The sequence below is a fragment of the Nocardia sp. NPDC057663 genome (assembly GCF_042799895.1).
Classification (GTDB): domain Bacteria; phylum Actinomycetota; class Actinomycetes; order Mycobacteriales; family Mycobacteriaceae; genus Nocardia.
In genome coordinates, this window is record NZ_JBHVHX010000012.1 from 75,872 (window position 1) to 95,612 (window position 19,741).

General features: G+C 68.9%; 21 protein-coding genes and 1 tRNA gene. 10 read left to right on the forward strand and 12 right to left on the reverse strand.

The features are described from left to right. Window positions 1-145: 145 nt before the first annotated feature. The 4 genes from ACFVAV_RS23455 to nth are packed head-to-tail and all read right to left on the reverse strand — an operon-like array spanning window position 146 to window position 3,493. A complete protein-coding gene (locus tag ACFVAV_RS23455; protein WP_379037277.1) occupies window positions 146-1,339 on the reverse strand; it encodes a MarP family serine protease in 1,194 nt (397 codons plus the stop codon). Then, window positions 1,336-2,082, reverse strand: coding sequence for an NUDIX hydrolase (locus tag ACFVAV_RS23460; RefSeq protein WP_379037279.1), 747 nt, complete (start codon window positions 2,080-2,082; stop codon window positions 1,336-1,338). Before ACFVAV_RS23460 ends, ACFVAV_RS23455 begins: the two co-directional genes overlap by 4 nt. Beyond that, the gene (locus ACFVAV_RS23465) at window positions 2,079-2,738 is read right to left on the reverse strand and encodes a TlpA family protein disulfide reductase (RefSeq protein WP_379037280.1); all 660 of its coding nucleotides are present in this window, start codon (window positions 2,736-2,738) and stop codon (window positions 2,079-2,081) included. The genes ACFVAV_RS23460 and ACFVAV_RS23465 overlap by 4 nt, the downstream gene beginning before the upstream one ends. Beyond that, complete coding sequence (nth, locus tag ACFVAV_RS23470) at window positions 2,735-3,493, reverse strand: endonuclease III (protein ID WP_379037382.1); 759 nt, start codon at window positions 3,491-3,493, stop codon at window positions 2,735-2,737. Before nth ends, ACFVAV_RS23465 begins: the two co-directional genes overlap by 4 nt. A gap of 167 nt (window positions 3,494-3,660) precedes the next feature. On the opposite strand from nth, the gene ACFVAV_RS23475 reads away from it, so the two are divergent. Further along, window positions 3,661-3,903: a hypothetical protein gene (locus tag ACFVAV_RS23475; RefSeq protein ID WP_229740069.1), complete on the forward strand. Its 243-nt coding sequence runs from the start codon at window positions 3,661-3,663 to the stop codon at window positions 3,901-3,903. A 166-nt stretch (window positions 3,904-4,069) separates the two neighbouring features. Next, complete coding sequence (locus tag ACFVAV_RS23480; RefSeq protein WP_040703546.1) at window positions 4,070-4,744, forward strand: Crp/Fnr family transcriptional regulator; 675 nt, start codon at window positions 4,070-4,072, stop codon at window positions 4,742-4,744. A 171-nt stretch (window positions 4,745-4,915) separates the two neighbouring features. On the opposite strand, the gene ACFVAV_RS23485 is transcribed toward ACFVAV_RS23480, so the two are convergent. From ACFVAV_RS23485 to ACFVAV_RS23495, 3 genes are read right to left on the reverse strand one after another with little or no spacing between them, the layout of a single operon-like run. Next, window positions 4,916-5,713 carry an MBL fold metallo-hydrolase gene (locus ACFVAV_RS23485; RefSeq protein WP_379037282.1) on the reverse strand — a complete coding sequence of 266 codons (798 nt, stop codon included), beginning with the start codon at window positions 5,711-5,713 and terminating at the stop codon, window positions 4,916-4,918. A 9-nt stretch (window positions 5,714-5,722) separates the two neighbouring features. Further along, on the reverse strand, window positions 5,723-6,184 hold the full coding sequence (locus tag ACFVAV_RS23490; RefSeq protein ID WP_379037283.1) for a RidA family protein: 462 nt from the start codon (window positions 6,182-6,184) through the stop codon (window positions 5,723-5,725). A 2-nt stretch (window positions 6,185-6,186) separates the two neighbouring features. Continuing rightward, window positions 6,187-6,348: a DUF4177 domain-containing protein gene (locus ACFVAV_RS23495; RefSeq protein WP_019044568.1), complete on the reverse strand. Its 162-nt coding sequence runs from the start codon at window positions 6,346-6,348 to the stop codon at window positions 6,187-6,189. A gap of 59 nt (window positions 6,349-6,407) precedes the next feature. Here ACFVAV_RS23495 and ACFVAV_RS23500 point away from each other — a divergent pair, with 59 nt between their 5' ends. Continuing rightward, on the forward strand, window positions 6,408-7,445 hold the full coding sequence (locus ACFVAV_RS23500) for an ArsA family ATPase (protein WP_379037284.1): 1,038 nt from the start codon (window positions 6,408-6,410) through the stop codon (window positions 7,443-7,445). Then, complete coding sequence (locus tag ACFVAV_RS23505) at window positions 7,442-8,569, forward strand: ArsA family ATPase (RefSeq protein WP_379037286.1); 1,128 nt, start codon at window positions 7,442-7,444, stop codon at window positions 8,567-8,569. Before ACFVAV_RS23500 ends, ACFVAV_RS23505 begins: the two co-directional genes overlap by 4 nt. Before the next feature lie 134 nt (window positions 8,570-8,703). Here the strand turns inward: ACFVAV_RS23505 and ACFVAV_RS23510 are convergent, their stop codons facing one another. Continuing rightward, the gene (locus ACFVAV_RS23510; RefSeq protein WP_019044565.1) at window positions 8,704-9,027 is read right to left on the reverse strand and encodes a WhiB family transcriptional regulator; all 324 of its coding nucleotides are present in this window, start codon (window positions 9,025-9,027) and stop codon (window positions 8,704-8,706) included. A gap of 372 nt (window positions 9,028-9,399) precedes the next feature. Here ACFVAV_RS23510 and ACFVAV_RS23515 point away from each other — a divergent pair, with 372 nt between their 5' ends. Next, complete coding sequence (locus ACFVAV_RS23515) at window positions 9,400-11,778, forward strand: penicillin-binding protein (RefSeq protein ID WP_379037288.1); 2,379 nt, start codon at window positions 9,400-9,402, stop codon at window positions 11,776-11,778. A 58-nt stretch (window positions 11,779-11,836) separates the two neighbouring features. Here the strand turns inward: ACFVAV_RS23515 and ACFVAV_RS23520 are convergent, their stop codons facing one another. Continuing rightward, the gene (locus ACFVAV_RS23520) at window positions 11,837-12,301 is read right to left on the reverse strand and encodes a GatB/YqeY domain-containing protein (RefSeq protein WP_379037289.1); all 465 of its coding nucleotides are present in this window, start codon (window positions 12,299-12,301) and stop codon (window positions 11,837-11,839) included. A gap of 121 nt (window positions 12,302-12,422) precedes the next feature. Here ACFVAV_RS23520 and ACFVAV_RS23525 point away from each other — a divergent pair, with 121 nt between their 5' ends. The 3 genes from ACFVAV_RS23525 to ACFVAV_RS23535 all read left to right on the forward strand — a co-directional run bounded on the left by ACFVAV_RS23525 (window position 12,423) and on the right by ACFVAV_RS23535 (window position 15,345). Next, window positions 12,423-13,385, forward strand: coding sequence for a metallophosphoesterase (locus ACFVAV_RS23525; RefSeq protein ID WP_189032423.1), 963 nt, complete (start codon window positions 12,423-12,425; stop codon window positions 13,383-13,385). 40 nt (window positions 13,386-13,425) lie between these two features. Then, window positions 13,426-15,207, forward strand: coding sequence for a hypothetical protein (locus ACFVAV_RS23530; RefSeq protein WP_379037290.1), 1,782 nt, complete (start codon window positions 13,426-13,428; stop codon window positions 15,205-15,207). 64 nt (window positions 15,208-15,271) lie between these two features. Further along, window positions 15,272-15,345 (forward strand) — tRNA-Pro (locus ACFVAV_RS23535). A gap of 121 nt (window positions 15,346-15,466) precedes the next feature. Here the strand turns inward: ACFVAV_RS23535 and ACFVAV_RS23540 are convergent. Beyond that, window positions 15,467-15,994: a hypothetical protein gene (locus ACFVAV_RS23540; RefSeq protein WP_379037291.1), complete on the reverse strand. Its 528-nt coding sequence runs from the start codon at window positions 15,992-15,994 to the stop codon at window positions 15,467-15,469. A gap of 60 nt (window positions 15,995-16,054) precedes the next feature. Continuing rightward, window positions 16,055-16,222, reverse strand: coding sequence for a hypothetical protein (locus ACFVAV_RS23545; RefSeq protein ID WP_379037292.1), 168 nt, complete (start codon window positions 16,220-16,222; stop codon window positions 16,055-16,057). A 225-nt stretch (window positions 16,223-16,447) separates the two neighbouring features. Here ACFVAV_RS23545 and ACFVAV_RS23550 point away from each other — a divergent pair, with 225 nt between their 5' ends. After that, complete coding sequence (locus ACFVAV_RS23550; protein ID WP_379037293.1) at window positions 16,448-17,152, forward strand: GntR family transcriptional regulator; 705 nt, start codon at window positions 16,448-16,450, stop codon at window positions 17,150-17,152. A 10-nt stretch (window positions 17,153-17,162) separates the two neighbouring features. Beyond that, on the forward strand, window positions 17,163-18,866 hold the full coding sequence (gene atzF / locus ACFVAV_RS23555) for an allophanate hydrolase (RefSeq protein WP_379037294.1): 1,704 nt from the start codon (window positions 17,163-17,165) through the stop codon (window positions 18,864-18,866). Here the strand turns inward: atzF and ACFVAV_RS23560 are convergent. After that, entirely contained in the window at window positions 18,823-19,491 is a 669-nt protein-coding gene (locus ACFVAV_RS23560) for a three-helix bundle dimerization domain-containing protein (RefSeq protein ID WP_379037295.1), read from the reverse strand. The two genes, atzF and ACFVAV_RS23560, sit on opposite strands and share 44 nt — an antisense overlap. Between the last annotated feature and the right edge of the window lie 250 nt (window positions 19,492-19,741).

Below are 19,741 nucleotides of genomic sequence, written 5' to 3' on the forward strand. Positions count from 1 at the left end.
CCTCGAGGAGGGGCAGGCCGACGAAGTCGGCCGTCGCGGCCGTCCCGCCGGTCAGGTGCCGTTGCCTAGGCGACGAAGGAGCAAGCAACGGTGCCTGACCGGCGGGACACAAGGGGCCGCGACCTCGAGCGCGCCAGCGCTCCAGCTAGCTGAGCACACACGCTCCGGTCGGGACCTCGGCGCTGCGGTTCTCGGCGGCGGCCAGTTCGGCGCCGACCTCGCGCAGCGTCAGCACGTAACCGGTGTCGTCGTCGGTGACCGCGGCGCCGAAGACCACGCCGAGCACCTGGCCCTCGGTGTCGACCAGCGGTCCGCCCGAGTTGCCCGCGCGGACCTGGCCGCGGACGGTGTACACCTCACGCTCGACGGTGCCGTCCCGGTGGATAGTCGGGCCGGTGAGGTCGAGGGTCTCGCGGACGCGCGCGGCGCTGGCCGTGTACGGCCCGCCGCCCGGATAACCGAGCACGATCGCGCTCTCGCCCGAGCTCGCCGCTTCGGGCGCCTGCGGCACGACCGGCGCGGTCAGCCCCGGCACCGCGAGAACCGCGACGTCCTTGGACGGGTCGAACAGCACCACGCTGGCTTCCAACGGGCCGCGCGCGGTGTCGACCGACACGGCGGTGGTGCCCGCGACGACGTGCGCGTTGGTCATCACGCGTTCGGGCGCGACGACGAAACCGGAGCCCTCGAGCGCACGCTGGCAGCTGGGCGCGACACCGCGGATACGCAGCACGCTCTGCTGCAGCGAAGCCGCGACCGGGCTGGCGAGCACGCTCGCGTCCGGCGGTTCCACAGCGGCGATCGGCGCCCGGCCGAACGGCCCGATGACGTCCGGCAGCCCGGAGGTGTTGAGCAGCTTGGAGAACTCGTTGGGCAGCTTGCGCAGCCAGCTCGGCGCCACCGCGTTGACGTCGGCGAGCACGCGCGAACCGTTGATGGCCGCCGCGACACCGGGTTGGGAGGCGGTGGCCAGCGGCAGCGCGAGCAGCCAGGCCGCGACCAGGACGGTCGCCGCCTGCAGCACCGCGCCGATGGCGCTGTCCACGCTGCGCGCGACCGGATGACGCATGCTGCTGCGCGCGGCCCGGCCGAGCACCATGCCCGCGACCTCGCCGACGATCACCAGCAGCACGATCAGCAGGATGCCGCCGAGTACCCGGCTGCGACCCTCAGTGAGGTGTTTGAGGATGTGTGGCGCGATCAGAATGCCGGCGACCGCGCCCAGCGCGACGCCGAAGAACGCCAGCGCCGACGCTACCGCGCCTTGCCGCCAGCCGGTGGACGCCGCGACCAGCGCGATCAGCACAACCGCGATATCGAGCCATACCGAGGGGCTCACAGGGTCATTCCGACCGCAGCCAACGAGCTCTCCAAGTCACGCACGTCGCCCCGATCCCAGTCTCGTTCCCACCCAGCCGTTTTGATGATGCCGGCGAGGATACCGCCGGTGAGCCCCCAGACCAGCATGCCGTCGACCTGGAACGCGGGACTCTGGTAGCCGAGACTGCCACGCACCATGAATCTGTGTGCCGGATCGAGCAATTCGGTCAGCGGAACACGGACGACACGCTCGGTTTCGGCCGGATCGACGACGCCGACCGCGCTGGGTGCCCGCCAGTAGCCGAGTACCGGGGTCACATCGAACTTCGACGGCGGCACGAACAGTTTCGGCAGTACCGCGAAGGGCTGCACGCCCGCAGGGTCGAGGCCGGTCTCCTCGGCGGCCTCGCGCAGCGCGGTGCCGACCGGGCCGTCGTCGCCGGGGTCCTCGGCGCCACCGGGGAACGCGACCTGGCCGCGGTGCTGACGCATGGTCGAGGCGCGCTGGGTGAGCAGCACGTCGGCGTCGGCGGGCAGGCCGCCCGGTGCGGTGGGGTCGGGTTCGGGTGCGCCGCCGAACAGCACGAGCACCGCGGCCTGCCGCGGCTTGCCGGTGATCGACATGGCCCGGCGCAGGGCGCGGGACGTGGCGAGGGTGTCGTCGGCATCGGGGCCGCCGTGCCGGATCGCGGCGCGCAGCCAGGACGGAAGGCCGGACTCGTCCAACCGCATCACACCGTTCATCACAACGTCCTTCGTCATACCGCGATCCGAACGCCGAGTTCCTCGGCCACCGTGTCGGCGATGTCGGCGACATCGGCGAACGTGCGAACCTCGACGCTGGCAATGGTGCCGTCCGCGCGCACGAGCACCGACACCGGGAGCACCGCGGGCGCCCCGACGGCCGCGCGCACGCTCGCCTGCGGGTCCGCCACACCGGGCAGGGTGATGCCGAGGCCGCTCAGCCGGGCCAGCGCCTTCACCTCGTCGGGATCGGTGTGCACGGTCAGCACGGTGAGCTCCGTGCCCGCGCGCTGCGCGAATTCCTGCAGGTGGGGCAGCTCGACAGCGCACGGGCCGCACCAGTACGCCCAGAGATTGAGCAGCGCGGGCTTGCCTGCCAGCGCGGCGGACAGGTCGACGGGCGCGCCGTCGGCCAGACAGGTCAGGGTGATTCCGGCCAGCGGCCCCGTACCGGTCGCGCCCGCGGCCGGTACCGGGCACGCGGTGAGACCCGCGGCCGCGCGCTGCTCGGCCGAGGCCACCGCCGGTTGCTTCGCCGTCCGCGCCGGGCCCGTGGTCTCGGAGCCGCCGCGCGGCCACAGCGCGACCGCCGCCGCGACGACGACGATCAGCGCGGCCAGCGCCCAGCGCAACGCGGGCCGCCGCGACAGCGACGGTTCGGCGGAATCACTCACAGGCCGACCATATCGAGCAGGTGCTCGCGCTCCGGCCCCTTGATCAGCTCGGCCGCGACGGCCGGATCGGTCGGCCCGATCCCGAACGACGGGCAATCGTTGGCGAGCACACAGGCGCCGCACGCCGGTTTGCGCGCATGACACACCCGGCGACCGTGAAAGATCACCCGATGCGAGAGCATCGTCCACTCCTTGCGCTCGACCAGCTCGCCGACCGCGTGTTCGACCTTGACCGGATCTTCGTCCTCGGTCCACTTCCAGCGGCGGACCAGCCGGCCGAAATGGGTGTCGACGGTGATGCCGGGCACACCGAACGCGTTACCGAGGATGACGTTGGCAGTTTTGCGCCCGATGCCGGGCAGCTTCACCAGTTCGCCCATCGTGTGAGGCAACTCACCGTCGAATCCGGTGACGAGCGCCTGCCCGAGCCCCATGAGCGAACTGGTCTTGTTCCGGTAGAACCCCGTCGGCCGGATGTATTCCTCCAGCTCGGCACGGTTGGCCTCGGCGTAGTCGCGCGCGCTGCGATACTTCGCGAACAGCGCGGGAGTGGTGAGGTTCACGCGGACGTCGGTGCACTGGGCGGACAGGATCGTCGCCACCGCCAATTCCAGCGGCGTGGTGAAGTCCAGCTCGCAGTGCGCGTCGGGGAAGGCCGCGCCGAGCGTCCGGTTCATCCGGCGGGCCCTGCGGACCAGTCCGATGCGCGTTTCCGCAGCTATCGCACGGTTCTTGCGCTTGCGCGCCGCGGAGATGCCGGTGGGAACCGCGGCCGTTTCCGCGGCCGGGGCGGCGTCGTCTGCGGCGGCGGTGGCGGGGGAAACGGGCACCTGTCCACCATACGGAACCACTACGACAACATTGGGCGGTCAGTTTGCCCGCTGTGTTCCATCTGAGACCTGGACCGTGTTTACTGCCTGTCATGCAAGGACTCGCTGTGGTGCTCTTCCCAGTGCTGTTGATGCTGTTCGCGCTGGGAATGGAGCGGGTCGAGAATCGGCTCCGAAAGCTTCTCGAACCCGACGAAGAGGTTCAGCAGTACCTGGACAACGCCAGCAACGCCGAAGTGAAAGAGCTGACGAAGCTCGGCCTGCCCGCCGCGGTCGCGCGGATGCGCAAGCGCCGGTCACGTGACTCCGAAATGGATGTCGCCCGCGCCAGCTGATCGATCGATTCCCGCGGGCGGACCGCCCGTTCACGGTGTGCGCACATCGCGCAATTCACTCTTTACGTGGTGTCTGTCACTGTGCTGCCGTGATGCCGCGTAGACTGCGCTGTTGGTCGATTCGCTCGACCAGGTTCGCAAGCCATATCCCATAAGGAGCACATTCGTGGACGAGGCCCTCGCCAGAGCAGGCATCTTCCAAGGCGTCGAGCCCACCGCGGTGGCCGCGCTCGCCAAGCAGCTGCAGCCCGTAGATTTTCCGCGCGGCCACGTCATCTTCAACGAGGGCGAACCCGGCGATCGGCTGTACATCATCACGACGGGCAAGGTGAAGATCGGTCGTCGCTCACCCGACGGCCGGGAAAACCTGCTGACCATCATGGGTCCGTCCGACATGTTCGGTGAACTGTCGATCTTCGACCCCGGCCCGCGTACCTCGACCGCCACCACGGTCACCGAGGTCCGCGCCGTCACGATGGACCGCGACGCACTCAAGTCGTGGATCGATCAGCGCCCCGAGATCGCTGAGCAGCTGCTGCGCGTGCTGGCACGACGCCTTCGCCGCACCAACAACAACCTCGCCGACCTCATCTTCACCGACGTGCCCGGCCGCGTCGCCAAGGCGCTGCTGCAGCTCGCACAGCGCTTCGGCACCCAGGAAGCGGGCGCGCTGCGCGTGACCCACGACCTGACCCAGGAAGAGATCGCCCAGCTGGTCGGCGCTTCCCGGGAAACCGTCAACAAGGCGCTGGCCGACTTCGCGCATCGCGGGTGGCTGCGCCTCGAGGGCAAGAGCGTCCTGATCTCGGATTCCGAGCGCCTCGCACGTCGCGCTCGCTGATCGAGTAGTTCGTCGACGTCTCGGCACGCCGGGACCACCGGTGCGGGTCCGGAGGAAGAGGGCCTCGTCCGCACCACTGTGGTTCCGGCGTGCCGTCGTTGTTTGCGCGGGTCCACCGCGCACGCCTGAAGCCGACGTGCTGATCGATGCACGTCGGCTCCAGGACCGGGCTCAGGACTCGCGTTCGGCCCGCAGATATTCCAGTTGTGCCTTCACCGAGCTGCGCGCGGCGGGCCACAGACGTTTGTCCACATCGGCGTACACCTTGCGGACAACCTCGAAAGCGCCTGCGTCCTGGCCCAACTCGACCAGTGCCGCCCGGATCTGATCGAGCCGTTCGCGGCGGTGGTTCAGGTAGTACTGCACCACCGGCGCCGCGTCGGGATGGTCGGGACCGTGCGCGGGCAGCAGTGCCTTGCCCGCGCCGCGCTCGAGCAGCAGCTCCAGCGACGACAGGAAGTCGGCCAGCGCGCCCGCGGTCGATGCGAGCACCGTGGTGCCCTCGCCGAGCACCGTGTCACCGGTGACGATCGCGTCGTCGAGCAGGAAACTCACCGAGTCGCCGGTGTGGCCGGGGGTGGCCAGCACGGTGATCCGCAGGCCCGCCGCCTCGATGACCTCACCGGCGACCAGCGCGGTCACCTCGCCGCGCAGGTACTTCGGATCCACCGACCGCACCGGCGTCCCGGTGGCTTTCACCAGGTGATCGATGCCGCCGGTGTGGTCGGGGTGGTGATGGGTGATCAGGGTCAGCGCGATCCGGCCGCCGGTCGCCTCGACGATGGCGGCGGTGTGCTTCTTGTCCTTCGGTCCCGGGTCGACGACCACATACGCGTCGCTACCGGGTCCGCGCAACAGCCAGGTGTTGGTGCCGTCGAGCGTCATCTGTGACGGGTTGTCGGCGAGCAGCACCGACGCCGTCGGCGTGACCGCTCTGACCTGGCCGTACGCGGGATGTTCCAGTGCCATGACGGCTGCCTATCCGACCTCGACGATCAATTCCACCTCGACGGGCGTGTTCTTCGGCAGTTCCGAGACACCCACCGCGGACCGCGCGTGCACGCCGGCCTCGCCGAACACCTCGCCGAGGAACTCCGACGCGCCGTTGATCACGATCGGCTGATCGGTGAATCCCGGTGCGGAGTTGACGAATCCGACGACTTTCACGATCCGCACCACCTGGTCGAGCCCGACCAGATCGTGCACGGCGGCCAGCGCGTTCAGCGCACACAGCCGCGCGGCCTCCTTGGCCTGCTCCACGTCGACCTCTGCGCCGACCTTGCCGACCGCCGACAGCTCACCGTCGACGAAGGGCAGCTGGCCGGAGGTGTACACCAGCGAACCGGTGCGCACGGCCGGGATGTAGGCCGCGACGGGGGCGGCGACCGGCGGCAGGGTGACCCCGAGCCGGTCGAGCGCGTCCTTCCACGCGATGGCCACGGCTACTTCTGCCGCTTCAGGTAGGCGACGTGCTGTTCGCCGGTCGGGCCGGGCAGCACCGTGACCAGCTCCCAGCCGTCGGCGCCCCACTGATCGAGGATCTGCTTGGTCGCGTGCGTCAACAGCGGCACGGTCGCGTACTCCCACAGGGTGACTTCACTCATGGTGTGAGTTTAGGGCTCACCCCGAACACTGCCGAGAAACGGGTTATAGGCTCGGCGACGTGGGAGCACCAACAGCAGAGCCGGTTTCGTCGGTTCCCGGACCGTTGACCGGATGGCCACAGCGCGCGACCAAAGCCCGCTTGCACTACGTGACCGGCAAGGGAGGCACCGGCAAGTCGACCGTCTCGGCCGCACTGGCCCTTGCCCTCGCCGCAGGTGGGCGCAGGGTGCTGCTGGTCGAGGTGGAGAGTCGGCAGTCCATCGCGCAGCTGTTCGACCGGCCGCCGCTGCCACCCACCGAGACCCAGATCGCCAGCGCCGACGGCGGCGGTGAGGTGTTCGCGCTCGCCCTCGACATCGAGCACGCGTTCCTCGAATACCTCGACATGTTCTACAACCTCGGCTTCGCGGGCCGGGCGATGCGCCGGATGGGCGCCATCGAGTTCGTCACCACCATCGCGCCGGGCCTGCGCGATGTGATTCTCACCGGCAAGATCAAGGAATGCGCGGTGCGCGTCGGCAAGGACGGCAGGCACGCCTACGACGACATCGTCGTCGACGCGCCGCCGACCGGCCGGATCGCCAGTTTCCTCGACGTCACCCAGGCCATGGCCGAGATCGCCAAGGGCGGCCCGATCGCCTCGCAGGCCGAGGGCGTGTCCAAGCTGCTGCATTCCGATCAGACGATGATCCACCTGGTGACGCTGCTCGAGGCGCTGCCGGTGCAGGAGACCGCCGACGCGGTCGCCGAGCTCGCCGCCAACGATCTGCGGATCGGCACGGTGATCGTCAACCGGGCGGCCAAGGCGCAGCTCGACTCCGCCGAACGCGACCTGGCCGTGCGCGGCGAGCTCGACACCACCGACATCGCGGCGAGCCTGGCGAAGGCCGGGATCACCCTGCCCGACGAGGATTTCGCCGGTTTGCTCACCGAGACCGTCGATCACGCCATCATGCTGACCGCGCAGGACGAGAGCGCGGCGGAACTGGCGCAGGTCGACGTTCCCCAGCTGCACCTGCCCGCCCTCGGCGAAGGCATGGACCTGGGCGGACTCTACGAATTGGCCGAACAGCTATCCGCGCAGGGAGTGCGATGAGCGAGCAAGTGACCACCCCGCTGGATGTCTCCCAGATCATCGCCGATCCGACGGCGAGGGTGATCGTCTGCTGCGGTTCCGGCGGTGTCGGCAAGACCACCACCGCGGCCGCGATCGCGCTGCGGGCCGCCGAAGCCGGCCGCAAGGTCGTGGTGCTGACCATCGATCCGGCACGCAGGCTGGCCCAGTCGCTGGGCGTGGAAGACCTGGACAACACGCCGCAGCGGGTCGCGCTCGGGCCCGAGGTTCCCGGTCAGTTGCACGCGATGATGCTGAACATGCGCCGCACCTTCGACGACATGGTGCTCGAGCACACCAGCGTGGAGAAGGCGGAGCAGATCTTCGCCAACCCGATCTATCAGACGGTCGCCTCGTCCTTCGGCGGCACGCAGGAGTACATGGCGATGGAGAAGCTCGGTCAGCTGGCCGGGCACAAGGAGTGGGACCTGATCGTGGTCGACACTCCGCCCTCGCGCAACGCGCTGGACTTCCTGGACGCGCCCAAGCGGCTCGGCACCTTCCTCAACGGCAAGATGATCCGGCTGATCATGGCGCCCGGCCGCGGTGTCGGCCGGTTCGTCACCGGCGCGATGAGCTTGGCGATGCGCGGCGTGTCGACCATCGTCGGCGGTCAGATGCTCAAGGACGCCTCGACGTTCCTGCAGTCGCTGGAGTCGCTGTTCGGCGGTTTCCAGGAACGGGCCGACCGGACCTTCGCGATGCTGTCCAAGCCGGGCACCCACTTCCTGGTGGTCGCCGCGCCCGAGCCCGACGCACTGCGTGAGGCGTCGTTCTTCGTCGACCGGCTCTCCACCGAGCAGATGCCGCTGGCCGGTCTCGTGCTGAACCGGACGCATCCCGCGTTGTCGGGGCTGTCCGGTGATCACGCGCTGACCGCTGCCGACCAGCTGGCCGAATCGGACCCGCTCACCGCGTCGGTGCTGCGCATCCACGCCGAGCGGGTGGCGACGGCGAAGCGGGAACAGCGGTTGCTGCATCGCTTCACCGGCGCCCATCCGCGGGTTCCGATCGTTTCGGTCACCGCGTTGCCGTTCGAGGTCTCCGACCTGGACGCTTTGCGCGTGGTCGGCGACCAGCTGGCGGGCGAACCCGCCGCGGTCTGAGCTGGACGTCCGAATCCAGAGCTCGATTCAGACATTTCGGCTATTGCTTACACTCTCGTAACACTCACCAACGGCGCCGATTCCGCAAACCCAGCGGTCTCGGCGCCGTTGTGATAACGGTCCGGTCTCGCCTGCTAGATCGCCACCTGATGCTGTCGCTGCGCCTGGAAGAAGTCGGCCCACGACGTCACATCGGGATGCTGCTTGAGCAGCGCGCGCCGCTGCCGCTCGGTCATCCCGCCCCACACTCCGAACTCGACCCGGTTGTCCAGCGCATCGGCGCCACACTGCATCAACACCGGGCAATGACGGCAGATCGTTGCCGCCTTGCGCTGCGCCGCACCACGAACGAACAGCTGATCAGGGTCTACTTCCTTGCATCGCGCCTGGGCAACCCAAGCGATCCTTGCCTCGGCCTGCTCTACATCCAGTCGAGCGATGGGGGTTGTGATGTGCATTTGATGTGCCCCTTTGCAGTCCGAACACCGTTGTGCGGCGCTCCAGAATCGCGAGCGCGGATCACAGCAACCCAACTACCGCTGCGGTCCGCACCACATTCCACTTTGAGTGTTAGCTCTATCACACTGGGTTCTCAATCTAGGTAAAGGTATGGCGCTTGCGCAAGACCAGCCCCCGATTTTTTGGTACGGCCGTCCATTCAAATGCGGCTCGGACCGGGCAGTCCTGCTGATCACCGGCGTGCCCGGGCGCGACACGCCGATGTGATCATTTTGTTGACACGCCCGAGCAACCCCCCTGGCACCGACCGGACATTCCCCGTCGAGCAGCACAACCGTGAACACCGCCACCCCACCCCTTACTCTGGGCAGGTGCCGATCACTCAAACGCTCGCGAGGCTGGCCGGCAGCTGCGCGCTGGCCTCCGTGCTAGTCGCCGGGCTGTTGTTCCCCTTGGCCGGTGGATTCGGGTTCATCTCCAACCGAGCCGCCGATGCCGTCGACAACGTGTCAGCCGAACTGGTGGAGGGCACGGTCCCGGCCGTCTCGACCATGGTCGACGCGAGCGGGGCGCCCATCGCGTGGCTATACGAGCAACGCCGCTTCGAGGTGACCAGCGATCGCATCTCCAACAACATGAAGCTGGCGATCGTGTCCATCGAGGACAAGCGCTTCGCCGACCATGAGGGCGTCGACTGGCAGGGCACGCTGCGCGCGTTCCTGACCAACACCTCCTCCGGCGAGGTGCAGCAGGGCGCCTCGACACTCGACCAGCAGTACGTGAAGAACTTCAACCTGCTCGTCGTCGCGAAGACCGACGCCGAACGCCGCGCCGCGATCGAGACCACCCCGGCGCGCAAGCTGCGTGAGATCCGGATGGCGCTCACGCTGGACCGCGAGCTGAGCAAGGACGAGATCCTCACCCGCTACCTGAATCTGGTGCCCTTCGGCAACGGCTCGTACGGCATCCAGGACGCGGCGCAGACCTACTTCGGCGTCGACGCCGCCGAGCTGACCATGCCCCAGTCGGCGATGCTGGCCGGCATGGTGCAGTCCAGCTCCAAGCTGAACCCGTACACCAACGTCCAAGGTGTCACCGATCGCCGCAACACCGTGCTCGACACCCTGATCCAGAACATCCCGCACCGCGCCGAGGAATTCCGCAAGGCCAAGTCCGAGCCGCTCGGCGTGCTGCCCGAGCCGAAGGGGCTGCCGCGCGGCTGTATCGCCGCCCGCGACAAGGGCTTCTACTGCGACTACGCGCTGCAGTACCTGGCGGAGTCGGGCATCAGCCGCGAGCAGATCGACAAGGGTGGCTACCTGATCAAGACCACGCTCGATCCGGTGCTGCAGGAGTCGGTGAAGCGCTCGGTGACCGAGCAGGCCGACCCCAACCTGGACAACATCGCCGAGGTCATGTCGGTGATCGCACCCGGTCAGGATTCGCACCACGTCCTCGCGATGGCGTCGAGCCGCACCTACGGCCTCAACCGCGACGCCAACGAGACGCTGCTCGGCCAGCCCTACTCGATGGCCGGTGACGGTGCGGGCTCGATCTTCAAGCTGTTCACCACCGCCGCCGCGATGGAGAAGGGCCTCGGTATCGCCGCCCAGGTGGACGTACCGGGCACCTACGCCGCCAGGGGCATGGGCTACTCGAACTCGCCGGGCTGCCCGGCCGACTCGTGGTGCGTCAAGAACGCGGGCGCCTACCCGGGCTCGATGACGGTGACCGACGCTCTCGCGACCTCGCCCAACACCACTTTCGTGAAGATGATCCAGGACGTCGGCGTCGCGGCCGCGGTGGACATGGCTGTCCGCCTCGGCATGCGCTCCTACACCGACCCCGGCACCTCAGGGCACGGCAACACGAGCCTGGCCGACCACATCAAGAACAACAACATGGGTTCGTTCACCCTCGGCCCGTTCGCGATCAACCCGCTCGAGCTGTCGAACGTCGCCGCGACACTCGCCTCCGGCGGCAAGTGGTGCCCGCCGTCGCCGATCCAGGAGGTCGTCGACCGGCAGGGCAAGACCGTCCCGCTGACCCAGCAGGCGTGTGAGCAGGTGGTCGATCCCGGTCTCGCCAACACCCTGGCGAACGCGATGAGCAAGGACGACACCAGCGGTACCGCAGCCAGCGCCGCGCGGGCCGCGAGCTGGTCGGCGCCGATGTCCGGCAAGACGGGGACCACCGAAAGCCACCGCTCCTCGGCGTTCGTCGGCTTCACCAACTCGCTGGCATCGTCGGTCTACGTCTACGGCGACAGCCCGACGCCCGGCGAGATCTGCTCATTCCCGCTGCGCAACTGTGGAGCCAGCAACGCCGCCGGCCTGTTCGGCGGTAACGAACCGGCCCGCACCTGGTTCAATGCCATCAAGCCGATACTCGACCGGTACCCGCCGCCGGGCCTGCCGCCGGTGGACGACAAGTACGTCCGCGGCGCGAACAACTCCCAGGTCCCCGACGTGGCGGGCAAGTCGCAGGGCGAGGCGACGTCGATCCTGTCCGGCGCCGGATTCCAGGTGTCCGCGGTGAACAGCCCCGGCTCGCAGGCCAAGGGCACCGTGATGGGCAGTTCGCCGAACGGCTCGGCCATCCCCGGCTCGGTCGTCACGATCTACATCAGCGACGGCTCGGTCCGGGTGCCGGCTACGACAACGCCGCCGCCCGCCGCGCCCGCGCCGGCGATCCCCGGCCTACCCCAGATTCCGCGCCTGCCACCGATCCCGATCCCGGTGCCGCGGTAGTACGCGACGAGAAAGGGCCGCCGTCCAGCCGGACGGCGGCCCTTCGTCGTTCAGCCGGTCAGAGGCGCGCTTTGACCGCCGCCGACAGCCGCGAACCGTCGGCCTTGCCCTCGGCGAGCGCGGTGGCCGCCTTCATGACCTGACCCATCTGCTTCATCCCCGGCCGCTCGCCGATCTCCTCGGCGATCTGCGCGATCGCGGTGTCGGCGACCTGCGCCACCTCGGCCTCGGTCAGCTGCGTCGGCAGGTACTGCTCGATGACCTCTTCCTCGGCGCGCTCGTTCGCGGCCAGCTCGCCACGCCCGTTCTGCTCGTAGATGACGGCCGACTCGTTGCGCTTCTTGGCTTCCTTCTGCAATACGGAGACGACCTCGGCATCGGAGAGTTCCTTCGCCTGCGCTCCGGCGACCTCGGCGTTCTGGATCGCGGCGAGCAGCATCCGCAGGGTCGACAGGCGCAGAGTGTCCTTGGCTTTCAGTGCGGCGGTCATATCCGCGCGCAGTTGCGATTTCAGTTCCGACATGCGCCTCACGCTAGCTGTTCGGCCTCCGGAGTCCCATCACATTTTCATCGCAACAGAAATTCGGACCGTTTGTGCGGAAACACACGCGCCGTTCCGGGAGGGGGTCGCCTATGCTGGGCAAATGCCCGTTATCTCGACGTCCGCTGTCCGCCGAACCGCGTTGGGAGCCGCCGGGGCCGCCGTCGCCGGCATCGGATACGCCACGCTGATCGAACGGAACGCGTTCGTCCTGCGCGAAGCGACCATGCCGGTGCTCGCGCCCGGCTCGCCGACCTTGCGCATTTTGCACGTCAGCGACCTGCATATGATGCCGGGCCAGCAGCTCAAACAGCAGTGGCTGCGCGAACTCGACCGGCTCGAACCCGACCTGGTCGTGAATACCGGCGACAATCTTTCCCACCCCAAGGCCGTGCCCGCCGTTGTGCAATCCCTCGGTGCACTGCTGGCCCGTCCCGGCCTGTTCGTGTTCGGTTCGAACGACTATTTCGCGCCGGTGCCGAAGAATCCGCTGAAGTATTTCAAGAAGGATCATCGCCGCGTTTACGGCGACCCGCTGCCCTGGCAGGATCTGCGCGCGGCGTTCACCGAACGCGGCTGGCTCGACCTGACCCACACCCGCCGCGACCTCGAGGTGGCGGGCATCCGCATCGCCAGCGCCGGCGTCGACGACCCGCATCTGCAGCGCGACCGCTACGACACCGTGGCCGGTGCGCCGAACCAGCTCGCGCAGCTGAGCATCGGTGTCACCCATTCGCCGGAGCCGCGGGTGCTGGATCGGTTCGCCGAGGACGGCTACGACCTGGTGCTGGCCGGTCACACGCACGGTGGACAGCTCGTCGTCCCCGGTTACGGCGCGCTGGTGACCAACTGCGGCATCGACAAGTCCCGGGTGAAGGGCGCCTCCCAGTGGGGCGAGCACACCCAGCTGCACGTCTCGGCGGGCATCGGCACCTCACCGTGGGCGCCCTACCGATTCTGCTGCCGCCCGGAAGCCACGCTGCTGACGCTGGTCGGCGCCCCGCCGAAGCGGCCGTCGGCCGATACCGGCCACGGCGTGTCGGCATCGGAGGCCGTCGCCCGCTAGGGTCTGCCCCGAACGACTCTTTGTCAGTAGGGGAATGACCGTGAGCAGTGGATCCGACGACAGGCGCAACGACCCGACCGTATTCGGTGGGTCCGGTGCGCCACACCAGCCCGACGCGCAATGGCAGCGTCCCGACGCGGTGAACCCGCCGCCGGGCGCGCCCGCGCAGGGGGATCCCGCTGTGGGACAGCAGCATCCGGGTGCGCCCGACCCGACCGCGGTGTGGACACCCGGCGGCACCGGGCTCCCGCCGACCCTGCGCTGGGACGGTTCCGGGCCGCTGCCGGGTCTGCCCGAGCCGACACCGTGGACTCCGGCTGGTCCGCAGCAGTGGGACGCGGGTAGTCCACCTGCCGGGCAGCCGGGTGCCCAACAGCCGTGGCAGCCTGGTCAAGCCGACGCCACCCAGCTGCGCAACCCCACCGAGCCCCCGCCCTGGCCCGGCGCGAATCCTCCTGCCGGACAACCCGGTTCGCCGCAGCCGTGGCAGCCCGGCCAGGCTGACGCGACCCAGCTGCGCAACCCGGCCGCGCCCTGGCCCGACCCGAATGCCCCCACCGTGCAGCCCGGGCAAGCCGATGCGACGCAGCTCCGCAATCCCGCCGCACCGTTGCCTGGCGCGAATACCCCAGCTGCGCAGCCCAGTTCGCCGCTACCGTGGCAGCCCGGCCAGGCCGACGCCACCCAGTTGCGCACTCCGAACGCATCGTGGCCAGGCTCGAACCCTTCTGCCGGGCAGCAGATTCCGGGTGCACAGTGGGGCACGCCGCCCGCGGACCAGCCTCAGTGGGGCACTCCGCAGACGGGCCCGCCTCAGTGGGGCGCACAGCCGCCCGTCGGCCAGGTGCCCAACCAGCAGCCATGGAATCCCGCTGCGGGACAGCCGAATCCAGCTCAGCAGTGGGGGCAGTCCGATCCAACGCTGCTCGGCGGGGCGACCTGGCAGCAGCCGCAGCAGCAGTACGGCGAGATCCCGCCACTCGAACAGTTCGGCAACCAGGCCTACGGTCAGCAGCCCTATGGTCAGCCGATCCCGCCGGGTCCGAAATCCGGCGGCAAGGCCGCGATCTGGGTGGCCGCGGGTCTCGCCGCGGTCCTGCTGGCCGGCGGCGCCGTCACCGCGTTCGCGCTCACTCGTGGCGACGACTCCCCGACCACCACGGCAGGCGGGGGCACCACCCCGTCGATGGTCAGCGCCCTCACCACCACCGGCGCACCGCCCTCGTCGAGCAAGCCGAAGCCCAGCTCCACCACGCCGTCACCGTCGGGCGCCGCGTCCGACCGACGGCCGCTCATCGAGGGCTACCAGGTGGTCGCCTCCCCCGACCGCGGCGCCGCCTACGACGTGCCGCCGAGCTGGAAGGTCGCCACCGAGGGCACCATCGGCGGCGTCGGCGAACCGCCCGGCGACACCGTCATCGGCAAGGGATTCGCCAGCGACGGCCGCGACTACTGCCCCGGCTCCACCCGCACCATGTCACTGCTCACCGGATCCAAGCAGGCCGACCACGCCGCGGCGGGCGCCGAGCTCGGCACCAAGGCTGCTCCCCTGGCTTACAAGGGCTCCACCGGCACCCCCGGCCCCGCCCAGCCGCTGAAGTCGATCGACGGCAAGACCGAGGGCATGTTCACCGAGACCACCGGCACCGTCCCCAACCCCAAGCCCGGCTGCGCCCCCACCTTCTCCATCTACACCTACGCGTTCAAGGGCGCCAAGGACGGCAGCTTCGTCATGGTGATGATCGCCGACACCGGTGTCGCCGACGCCATCGACCCCGCCACCGCCAAGCGCATCTTCAGCTCGATCCGCGCCCTGAACTAACCCGCTGACCAGCCGGTTTAACAATCCGCATCACCTCGTTGTAAGCTACTTCAGGTTCGCCTCACGGGGTGTGGCGCAGCTTGGTAGCGCGCTTCGTTCGGGACGAAGAGGTCGCAGGTTCAAATCCTGTCACCCCGACGTGTTGGTTGAGACACAGAAGAGCCCCTGACCAGTTCACTGGTCAGGGGCTCCTCGTATGTCTGGGGTGCTTCGCGGTCGAGGTGCCCTCGGTGAGCTCCGGAGGCAGCATCAGCCGAACTCAGTCGGCGACATCCACTGTGAATCCGGGCCGGGGGTAGTCGGCGGGAAAGAAGGGGAACAGTGGTGCGCGGGCGAGGAACGCGATGAGGAAGTCCGCCATCGTGCCCGGCCATTCGTGGTTTCCAAACCGGTTGATCACGACGAGGCGGCCACCCGCCGGATACCAGTGCAGGCGGTCGCTGTTGGCGGTCCAGCCCCAGGGGTAGAGTCCGCCGGGCTCGGGTTGGATGGGGTAGGGCATGTCGCCGGGATCGGAGTCTCGAAGTTGACGCTCGAAAGAGAGCAGTTCTGTGTCGGCCGTGAACAGGTTGAGCGAGGGCGGCCCCGCTGGGTGCAATACGGTCAAGAATCCGTCGATGGTGATCTGGGGGTAGACGTTCGCCCAGGCCCGGTAGTCCGGGGGCGGGGTGAAGCCGAGGCGATGTTCGACAGCGCTCCAGTCGATTGTCGGCGGAGTACTCGGTGGCGGCCCCAACAGGTGCCGGAGGGCGATACTTCTTCTGCGGGCGAGACTTGGATCGTTCATGGCGGCCTACCGAGGAATGTTACAGCTGCCGCGGAACGATCACCCACATGTCGGGTCGGATCAGTGGCGATCGCGGCGAGTCGGGCGGGGCACGGAGACACCGCGCAGGAGGGGTTCTTCGTAGGTCGGGGGTGTTTCGCGGTCGAGGGGGTTCGGCCACCAGACGGTGAGGGCGATGACCGAGAGCAAGCCGAGGATAAGGGCCAGGATGGCGGCGGATTCGTTCATGGGTTCGCCCTTCCGGGTGAGCGGAGTGGGAGCGCGGCGGCGGGCTCGAACAGAAGACTGCGCGCTGTCTGTGTCGTGCGGCGTTCCCTGCGTGTTCGGAAGTCGTTGAGAAGTACTCTCCGCGGTGACACGGCGTTCGTGAGCAGGTCCGTTGTGAGGACCCGATAACCTGACGCTTACTTTCTGTCACTTGATAGAAATTCCCGGTCGATAGCGTATACACCCATGTCGACAAGGGTGGATGCACCGGATGACGGCGCGAGCAGGCCGCTGCGGGACGTCGTGTACTCGACGCTGCGCGGTGAGTTGATGAACGGTGACATCCGTTTCGGCGAGCGGCTCACCGAACCGAAGCTGTCGACCCGATTCGGCATCTCCCGCACGCCGGTGCGGGAAGCGCTGACCATGCTCTGCTCGGACGGCCTGCTGGAACGCGAGGAGTTCGGGTTCAGCCCGGTCCGGCCCAACGTGGCCCGCATCCGCGACCTGTACGAACTGCGGTTGACGCTGGAGCTGGGCGGCATGACCCGGGTGCGCGCCGACCCGCGGATCACCCATGACGAACAGCTGTTGCGCGCCGAGCGGCAGCGGTGGCTGGCCCTGCAGGCCGATCCACCCGCCCAGGAGCCGGGGTTCGTCGTGGTCGACGAGGAGTTCCACGTCGCGCTGCTGACGGCGGCGGGCAATGCCGAGATGGTGCGCGCGCTGATCGCGGTGAACTCCCGGATCCGGCATGTCCGCATGTACGACTTCATGATCAACAACCGCATCGAGACCACGATCAGCGAGCACCTCGGCATCCTGGACGCCGTCCTCGCGGGCGATCTCGTCCTGGCGCAGCAACTCCTGCACACCCACATCGGCGATTCGCTGGATGTGGTGCTGGAGCGCATCTCGCGAGCCGTCGCCGCCATGTCCATGAACGATTGAGGAGACGGCCATGTCAGCAGGACTACCCGGCACGCCGACAGCCCGGGCCGCGGCGGCCTACGCGCGGATCGCCGAGGTCGACCGTCCCGAGGTCTGGATCACGCTGCGCCCACAGCAGGAACTCGCTTCCGAGGCAACAGAACTGGAGCGGCGCATCGGCGAGGGCGAGGACCTGCCACTGGCGGGCCTGCTCCTCGCCGTGAAGGACAACGTCGACGTAGCCGGCCTGCCGACCACCGCCGCCTGCCCCGAATTCGCCTATCCGGCAACCGAAACGGCCACTGCGGTGGCACGGCTGGTCGCGGCAGGCGCGCTGGTGCTCGGCAAGACCAACCTCGACCAGTTCGCCACCGGCCTGGTCGGCACCCGCAGCCCCTACGGCGCGGTGCGCAATGCGCTCTACCCCGAATTGATCTCCGGCGGTTCGAGTTCCGGTTCGGCTGCCGCCGTCGCTCTCGGCATCGCCGACCTCGCGATCGGCACCGACACCGCGGGCTCGGGCCGGGTGCCCGCAGCCCTGCACGGCATCGTCGGCATCAAGGCGAGCCTCGGCGTGATCCCCGCGCACGGTGTCGTCCCCGCGTGCGCCGACTACGACGCGGTCACCGTGTTCGCCGCCGACCTGGACCTGGCCGTCACCGCCGCGAAGACCATGGCGGGCTCCGACTCCCGCGATCCGCGCAGCCGCGCCTGGCCCGCCGACGTGCGCCTGGCCACATCGTCGGAGCCGAAGGTGGCGATCCCGCGCCCGGCGGACCTCGCCCCGCTGAGCGCCGCCTACCGAGCAGCCTTCGCCGAAACTGTTGCGACCCTGCGTGATCAGGGCGTAGCGGTGCACGAGATCGATATCTCGCCACTGCTCGACGCCGCTCGCCTGCTCTACGACGGCGCGATCGTCGCCGAGCGGTACGCGGCCGTCGGCGAGTTCGTCGACAAGGGCGCCGCGGGACTGGACCCGACCGTCGCCGGGATCATCAGCGCGGCAAAAGAACTCGACGCCCACGCCTTCGTCGCCGACCTGGACACGCTGGCGAAGACCCGCGCCACCGCACTGCCGGCGGGCTACGACGGACTCCTGTTGCCGACCACCACCGAGCATCCGTCGATCGCCGAGGTCACCGCCGATCCGCTGGCGATCAACCGCCGTCTCGGCACTTACACCAACTTCTGCAACCTGCTCGACCTCGCCGCCGTCGCCGTCCCCGGCGCACCCACCGCCGACGGCCTGCCGTTCGGCGTGATGGTGGTCGTCCCCGCCTTCGCCGACCAGCTCGCCGTCGACCTGGCCGCCCGCCTCACGGGCACGCCATCCCCGCTACTGGTGGAAACCGGTGTGCCACTGGCGGTTTTCGGTGCGCACCTGCGCGGCCAGCCGCTGCACTGGCAGCTCGAACAGCTCGGCGCCCGGTTCGCGGGCGAGATCACCACCAGCGACGCCTACCGCCTCACCGCGCTCGACACCACACCACCGAAGCCGGGCCTGGTGCGCCATGGCGAGGGCCGCGGCGCACCGATCCGCGGCGAGCTGTTCCTGGTCTCCCCCGGCGGACTCGGCCGCTTCCTCGCCGAACTGCCGCCACCGATGGCGCTGACCAGCATCGAGCTGTCCGACGGACGCTCGGTGGTCGGTTTCGCCTGCAGCTACGACGCCGCCGTCGCCGCCACCGACATCACCGGCTACGGGGGCTGGACGGCGTATCTGCGGGATCGCTGACGGGAATGCCCAGCTCGGTGAGCAGGCCCGCCACGCGGCGGCCGATGTCGTCGCGGATGGGCCGCACCTGCGCGAGTTCCAGACCGGCCGGGTCCTCGATGATCCATTCCTCGTAGCGCACACCGGGTACCAGCGGACAGGTGTCGCCGCAGCCCATCGTGACGATCACGTCGGCGGCGCGGATGATCTCGTCGGTCCACGGCTTCGGATACTCGCGCGAGATATCGACGCCCGCCTCCGCCATCGCCGCCACCGCGGCCGGATTGAGCTGCGCGCCGGGCACCGAACCGCCCGACCAGGCGACCGCGCGGCCCAGCGCCAGGTCCTCGAAGAAACCGTGCGCCATCTGTGACCTGCCCGCGTTGTGGGTGCACAGGAACAGCACCGTCGGGCGCGGCTTGGCGACCTTGCCTTCGACCTTGGCCAGCGCCTGGAGCCGCTGCCTGCCGAAACGTTCCGCCAGCAACGGGAGATACAAGGTCACCGTCGCCCTGGCTGCGAAGTCGTCGTAGGAGGTGTGCAGGAAACGATGGATCGTCTCCGGCTCGAACATCGTCGCGAACTCTTCGCGCAGCCGTACCTCGGCACGATCCAGCGCGTCTTGGTGCTCGGCTATTTCGACCACCCCCCAACCCTGACGGCCGATACCGTCGAACGCAAACGACCGGGCCGGTCACCCCTCGTCGGACCGGCCCGGTCGGTGTACCCCGCGACACGAATCGGAACAGCTCCGGCCCAGTCCTTCGGTGTGGTTACCGTCGGCAGTGCGTCTTCAGCGTCTGGAAGAGCCACCTTCTGGTCTGCACCGCCGGGTCCGACTGATCACCCCTCGAGACCGGTCGGACCCGGTTGTTCCGGTGTCTGCAGTAAGGATG

Excerpts from the sequence above, each read along its gene's own strand:
- ACFVAV_RS23460 (WP_379037279.1), bottom strand. The coding sequence starts at position 2,082 with ATGACGAAGGACGTTGTGATGAACGGTGTGATGCGGTTGGACGAGTCC.
- ACFVAV_RS23475 (WP_229740069.1), top strand. The coding sequence starts at position 3,661 with ATGCAAGGACTCGCTGTGGTGCTCTTCCCAGTGCTGTTGATGCTGTTC.
- ACFVAV_RS23485 (WP_379037282.1), bottom strand. The coding sequence starts at position 5,713 with ATGGCACTGGAACATCCCGCGTACGGCCAGGTCAGAGCGGTCACGCCG.
- ACFVAV_RS23495 (WP_019044568.1), bottom strand. The coding sequence starts at position 6,348 with ATGAGTGAAGTCACCCTGTGGGAGTACGCGACCGTGCCGCTGTTGACG.
- ACFVAV_RS23505 (WP_379037286.1), top strand. The coding sequence starts at position 7,442 with ATGAGCGAGCAAGTGACCACCCCGCTGGATGTCTCCCAGATCATCGCC.
- ACFVAV_RS23510 (WP_019044565.1), bottom strand. The coding sequence starts at position 9,027 with ATGCACATCACAACCCCCATCGCTCGACTGGATGTAGAGCAGGCCGAG.
- ACFVAV_RS23520 (WP_379037289.1), bottom strand. The coding sequence starts at position 12,301 with ATGTCGGAACTGAAATCGCAACTGCGCGCGGATATGACCGCCGCACTG.
- ACFVAV_RS23525 (WP_189032423.1), top strand. The coding sequence starts at position 12,423 with ATGCCCGTTATCTCGACGTCCGCTGTCCGCCGAACCGCGTTGGGAGCC.
- ACFVAV_RS23540 (WP_379037291.1), bottom strand. The coding sequence starts at position 15,994 with ATGAACGATCCAAGTCTCGCCCGCAGAAGAAGTATCGCCCTCCGGCAC.
- ACFVAV_RS23545 (WP_379037292.1), bottom strand. The coding sequence starts at position 16,222 with ATGAACGAATCCGCCGCCATCCTGGCCCTTATCCTCGGCTTGCTCTCG.
- ACFVAV_RS23550 (WP_379037293.1), top strand. The coding sequence starts at position 16,448 with ATGTCGACAAGGGTGGATGCACCGGATGACGGCGCGAGCAGGCCGCTG.
- atzF (WP_379037294.1), top strand. The coding sequence starts at position 17,163 with ATGTCAGCAGGACTACCCGGCACGCCGACAGCCCGGGCCGCGGCGGCC.